At 49.1% G+C, this 5,914-nt stretch carries 3 protein-coding genes; 1 reads left to right on the top strand and 2 read right to left on the bottom strand.

Annotated elements, in window-relative coordinates:
- Both Q0095_RS06050 and Q0095_RS06045 read right to left on the bottom strand, forming a co-directional pair.
- On the bottom strand, nucleotides 1-916 hold a 916-nt coding region (locus Q0095_RS06050), incomplete at its 3' end, for a hypothetical protein (protein WP_297882312.1).
- 47 nt (nucleotides 917-963) lie between these two features.
- Complete coding sequence (locus Q0095_RS06045) at nucleotides 964-4,596, bottom strand: transglycosylase domain-containing protein (protein WP_297882310.1); 3,633 nt, start codon at nucleotides 4,594-4,596, stop codon at nucleotides 964-966.
- A gap of 41 nt (nucleotides 4,597-4,637) precedes the next feature.
- Here Q0095_RS06045 and Q0095_RS06040 point away from each other — a divergent pair.
- On the top strand, nucleotides 4,638-5,914 hold a 1,277-nt coding region (locus Q0095_RS06040; RefSeq protein WP_297882308.1), incomplete at its 3' end, for an ATP-dependent helicase.

The following is a 5,914-nucleotide window of genomic DNA, read 5'->3' as shown; positions in this document are numbered from 1 at the left end:
TTTTTACGCTTTGTTTGATCTCGTCACGCAAGATATATGAGCTATCTCCGAAGCCCTTTAGCAGCCTAATCTCGTAGCTTTTATTCGGCATAAACTCGTCGCTTACTATATCTGCATAGTAGTAGCATGAAGGATCGTCGCTTCCGCCATCCTCTTCATCTTCGTCATAATAATAATATCGCGGCTGAGTGAGGCTAAATTTACTCACGCCTGCGATTCTTATGTATTTGGCGGACAGCTCGTCCATATAGTTAGGAAAACACACTCTAGCTGCGAGTGAGCCGTCTTTTAGAGCCGCGGGGCGGATCTGCACGCCGCTTAAATTTGAAGCGTTAATGCTGTCGTTAAAAGGCTCCTCGTCCGTGCGCAACTCCACCGGATTTTGCAGCTTTGCGCCCGCTTTTGAGGTGAGAGATTCTATTTGCAATACGACGTTTTGCGCCTTAGGATCGAAGCTGAATAAAAAATTCCTATCATCGTGCGAGCTAAGCTCGTAGGATATGTCGTTTTGGGCTAAATTCTGCGCGCGGTAAATTCTAGTCGCTTGCTGTAGCGCGTCCTTGCTAACCGCATCGTTAAATTTAATTGCTACTAGCCCCGGACGCAGAAGCGCGATATGCTCGGTGCTAAAAGGCTCTGTTTCGAACTCAAAGCGCACCCCGCGCGCCTCGCACGAATAATTAACCCCGGCGCTAAGCATCGGCTTAGGATAGAGCCTGATTGAGCTCTCGCTCACGCTTTCGTAGGTGCCCGTGATTTTGGGAGTGCATTTTAAGATCTGCTTTTGCGTGACGCTAAATCCACTGCCGTCCACCCCGCTAATCTCGTAAGCCCCGCTAGCGTATTTGATCTCTACGCCCGCGGCAAAGCTAGCCAAAGCGCAAAATAGCGCTGCGCTTAGTAGTTTTGTCTTCATAAAATTCCTTTGCAAAAATTTTACGAAATTATATACAAATTAACCTTTTATTTTCTTTCATTTACTCTAAAATTTGCTTTAGCGAAATTTGCATTTTCGTCCAAGCAGCCAAGCTCGAAATCCCCTGCGCCAAGACTTAGCGTAAAAGCCTCGCCGTTAGTGCGCGCAAAATATTCTCCCGTTTTAACTTTAGAATTTGCAGGCGCTAGGCTTTGCGTGGTGAAATCGCGTGCCACAAAATTTTGCTGCGAGGAATTTTGATCCGTAAAATTTTTCGCTGTGAAATTTTGAACCTCCGAATTTTGCTCTGTAGAATTTTGCAAGATAGAATTTTGCAAGATAGAATTTTGCAAGATAGAATTTTGCGACGCCAAATTCCGTGTGACTGGATTTTTAGTTATAAAATTCCATTCTACAGAATTTTGCTTCGTAAGATTTTGTGATTTTACATTCTGTAACGCTAAATTTTGTCGCATAGAATTTTGTACCGCAGAATTCTGTTCTACAAAATTTTGCTGTGCTAAATTCTGCTTTAAATTATCTTGCTGCGCCGCGCTAGAATGCTCGAAATCCAAATCCGCGGAATTCTCCCTCGTAAACGCGGTGGAATTTAGCGCTATAAACTCCCGCGAACCGCCGCTTAGCCTGATATATACGCGCTCGCCGAAAACCGCCGTGCACTGCACTTTAAGCCGCAAAAAGTCGTCCGCGCCGGTCTCGTAGGTTTTGGCGTTAATGTCGTTTAGTACGGGCTTTACGGCAGCAAATTTAGCCGCACACCTTCCTGTGCGCACCTTTTGCGGATCGACCAACCCGTGTTTTAGCAGATAAAAAAGCTCGCTCGTGCCGTAAATTTCGCACTCCTCGTTGGGCTCAACCCCGTCTATAGTAAGATCATCGGCGCTTTGCGCGCACTCCTTCTCGCGGTACGCGTCGGTGCATACCCGCCGCAAGCTCACGCCCGCGGGGCGCGCAAACTCCGTCTCGCCCAGCATGCCCGATTTATCGAGGAAGGCAAACATATTAAACGCCACTTTTGCGGCACTTACGCCGCCGCTAAGATCCCTAGTCTTGGAGCCGTCGAAATTTCCCAGCCAGACGCCTAGGGTAAATTTCGGTGTCAGAGCGACGGTGTAGAGATCGCGCGCATCGGCGCTCGTGCCCGTTTTAAACATCAGCGGCGGCGCGTTTAGGGTGTTTTGCCACACCGAGCCGAGGTAGGAGCGCGGCGCGTTTCTTAACATCTGCGTTACGACGTAGGCGCTCTGCGGGGTTAAAATTTTAGCATCGTCGCCGATCTTTGCGCCCGCTATTTCGAGCTTTCGTAGCTTCCCGCCGTTTGCAAACGCGCTGTAAAGGCGAGCAAGATCCATTAGGCTCATCGAAATGCTTCCCAGCGCGATACCTGCGCCGTAATAATCCTTTCTAAACTCCGCCAAATGCACATTTGATAGCATCTCATACAGCCCGTCGCCCTCAAGCATCAAATTTAGCTTCACCGCAGGGATATTCAGGCTCAGACTTAGCGCGTCAGTCGCACTCACCGCGCCCATAAAGCCCTGATTGTAGTTACGCGGCACGTAGCCCGCGAAGATTATCGGTGCGTCGATCAGCTTTTTTGAAGGGGTGATGAGCCCGTGCTCAAGGGCCTTTGCGTAGATGAAGGGCTTGAGCGTCGAGCCCACGTTTTTTTGCGAACGAACGCCGTCGTTTTGCCCCTCATTAGCGCTAAAATCGTGGCTGCCTACATAGGCGATCACCCTCATACTTTCGTTGTCGATCAACACTGCAGCACCGTTTCTAACGCCCTTATCGCGTAGAGAGAGGATCTCGCTTTTCAAAAAGCCCTCAAGCGCGATCTGTGTTTTCAGATCCAAGCTTGAATAAATTTTACCCTCGTTTAGACGCGTAAGCTCCTGCGCTAGCGTAGTTTGCTCCTTGGACTGCGTTTTCGCTTCGGAATTTACGAAATTTCCCCGCGATTTGGCGTTTAGATCGGAATTTATCTGCGCCTGGGCGGCTAAAGCGAAATTTTGCGACACCTTGGCGTTGGGAGCGGAATTTGCCTGCGATTCGGCGCTTGCAGCAGAAGCCATCTGCATTTTAGCGTCCAAAGGGGAATCTGTTTGCGTCCTAGCGCCTGAAGCGGAATTTGTCTGCGGATCAAAATTTACGCTCGACCGCTCGCTAGAGCTTGCATCTGCCTGCGGATTTTGCGGCAAATGCGCGGTATCTTGCCGACTATTTAAATTTAGATTTTGCGGATTTTGCGAGTTTTGATGCGGATGCGCGGTACCGACGACATTCTGCCGCTTGTTTAAATTTATATCCGCACTCGGATTTTGCGGCGAATACTCGGTTTGCCCTTTATCCAAATTTGTATCCACGCTAAAATTCTGCGGCAAACGCATAGCACCTCGTTGCTCGTTTAAATTTAGACTTTGCGGCGAATGCCCGACGTTAATTAAATCTCGCCGCTCATCTAAATTTGTGCTCTTTTGTTCATTTGGTTTTACGCCTGTCTGCGATTTTGTGCCTTCGCGCTCGTTTAAATTTAAGCTCATTCGTTCGCTTAAATTTAAACTCTCCGGCGCATCTGTTTTAAAATCCGCCTCTTTGGAATTCATTTCTTTCGAATCCACTCCCGCCTGCGCGTTTGCGGCATTTGATAAATTTGACCCACCCCTTGTCGCAGCCATAAAGCTTAATTCGGCACTCGCCACGTCCGAAAAATTTGACTCTGCTATCGCCATGGCTCGGTACGCAGATGGGTTTTCTTGCTTTGTCGTCGCGCCGGGCGCTCGGCCCTGCTCTAAATTTTGAGTGAAATTTGCATCATCTTTGGCGGTAAAATTTTGCATTTTATAATTGCTAAACGCTAGCAGCGCGTAATGCGGCGCGTAATTGGGCGCTGCGTAGCGTCTGGGCGAAAACGGCTCCGCGATGGCGCGCTCATACTCGCTCTGCGAGATCACACCGCCCTCTCGCAGCTGCGAAATTAGGCGGTTTTTAAGCGCGTTGATGTTTGATCTGCGATCCAGGCGGTTTTTGTTCGGGTTTTTTGGGATCACGCTAAGAAGCGCGATTTGAGCGTTGCTAAGCTCGCGTAGATCCTTTTTGAAGTAAAAATACGCCGCGGTCTTGACCCCCTCGATGTTGCCGCCGTATGGGGCGAGGTTAAAATACATTCCTAAAATTTCATCCTTGCTGAAGTGCCACTCCAGCTGAAAGGCGTTGAAAATTTCGATGATTTTGTTCTTGTAGCTGCGCTGTTTGGGGCGCATCATACGCGCGACCTGCATCGTAATCGTCGAGGCTCCGACGCGCTCGACGTTACCCTCGCTTTTTTTAGTAAAATTTGGCGTAAAATTATACGTAGCTGCGCGCAGGATCGAGGCGGGATTGACGCCGAAATGGTAGTAAAAATAGCGATCCTCGAAGTAGATCGCGCTTTGTTTCAGCCGCGGCGGTATCTCGTCCGCGCTCGCGTAGAAGCGCCAAATTTGATCATCGCTGATCTGCATATTTAAAATTTCGCCGTTTCGGTCATATAAAATTCTACTCTTCTGCTTGTTTAGCATATCCAAATTTAGCGGATAAAGCGCGTCTAGGATCAAAAACAGAGTGAATGCAAATGCGCAAAATAGCGCGATTTTTAACGTAAATTTTAGAAATTTCATCGCGCAATTATATCAAAGAATTTTAATGATTTTAGGCTATAATGGCGCCTTTTTGCAAAGGAATAATCTTGGACGCTCTAGCTAAGCTAAACACCGAACAATACGCCGCAGCAACCGCCCCTTCAGGGCACAATCTAATAATCGCAAGCGCAGGCACGGGCAAAACCAGCACCATCGTCGCGCGGATCGCTCATCTGCTAAATCTCGGCACGAGCCCTAGAAAAATTTTACTTCTTACTTTTACGAACAAGGCCGCAAGCGAGATGATAGCGAGGCTGCAGCGGCATTTTGATAAAAAAATCACCTCCGCAATCGTCGCGGGCACCTTCCACGCCGTATCCTACGCCCTACTTCGCGAGCTCGGCAAAGGCGTGATTTTAAAGCAGCCCGCTGAGCTAAAGACGCTGCTAAAAAGCCTTGTAGAAAAGCGCAAATTTTATCACGTAAGCGACGCGCGCCCATACGGCGGGGCGTATTTGTACGACGTATACTCGCTGTATCAAAACAAGGAGATGAGCGCGGATTTTGCGACGTGGTTTAGCAAAAACTACGAGGATCAGGCGGAATTTGCCGAAATTTATGCAGATATTTTGCGCGAGTTCGAGGAGGAAAAGGCGAAATTTAACTACGCCGATTTCAACGACGTTTTGCTAAAAATGCGCCATGAGCTGCGAAAGGGCGCGCCGCTGCGGTTTGATGAAATTTTAGTGGACGAGTATCAGGACACGAACTCGCTGCAAGGAAGCCTCATCGATGCCTTTGCGACGAAAAGCCTTTTTTGCGTCGGCGATTTCGATCAGAGCATTTATGCCTTCAACGGCGCAAACATCGACATCATCGGCAGCTTCGGCAAGCGCTTTGCGGACGCTAAAATTTACGCGCTGAATATCAACTACCGCTCAAGCTCGGCGATTTTGGCGCTTGCAAACCGCGTCATCGCGAATAATCCGCGCCTTTACGAAAAGAAGCTGATCGTAGGCCGCGAGGGGAAATTTAGCGCGCCTAGGCTGCATGTTTACGACGATACGGCAGCGCAATACGCCCACGTAGCCGCGCAGATCGCGCAAAGCGGTACTCCGCGCGAAAAGATCGCCGTCATCTTTCGCAATAACTCCAGCGCCGACGGCGTAGAAGTCGCGCTTAAGGAGCTCGGCATCGGCGCGAAGCGAAAAGGCGGCGTGAGCTTTTTTGAAAGCCGCGAGATCAAGGCCTTTACGGACATCTTCGCGATGATAATAAACCCAAAAGATATGATGGCATTTATGAGCACGTGCGAATACGCAAGAGGCGTCGGCAGCGCGCTAAGCAAGGAGCTTTT

The organism is uncultured Campylobacter sp., from assembly GCF_938045535.1.
Taxonomy (GTDB): domain Bacteria; phylum Campylobacterota; class Campylobacteria; order Campylobacterales; family Campylobacteraceae; genus Campylobacter_B.
The sequence above is the reverse complement of the archived record's forward strand: the minus strand, read 5'-3'. Positions and strand labels throughout refer to the sequence as shown.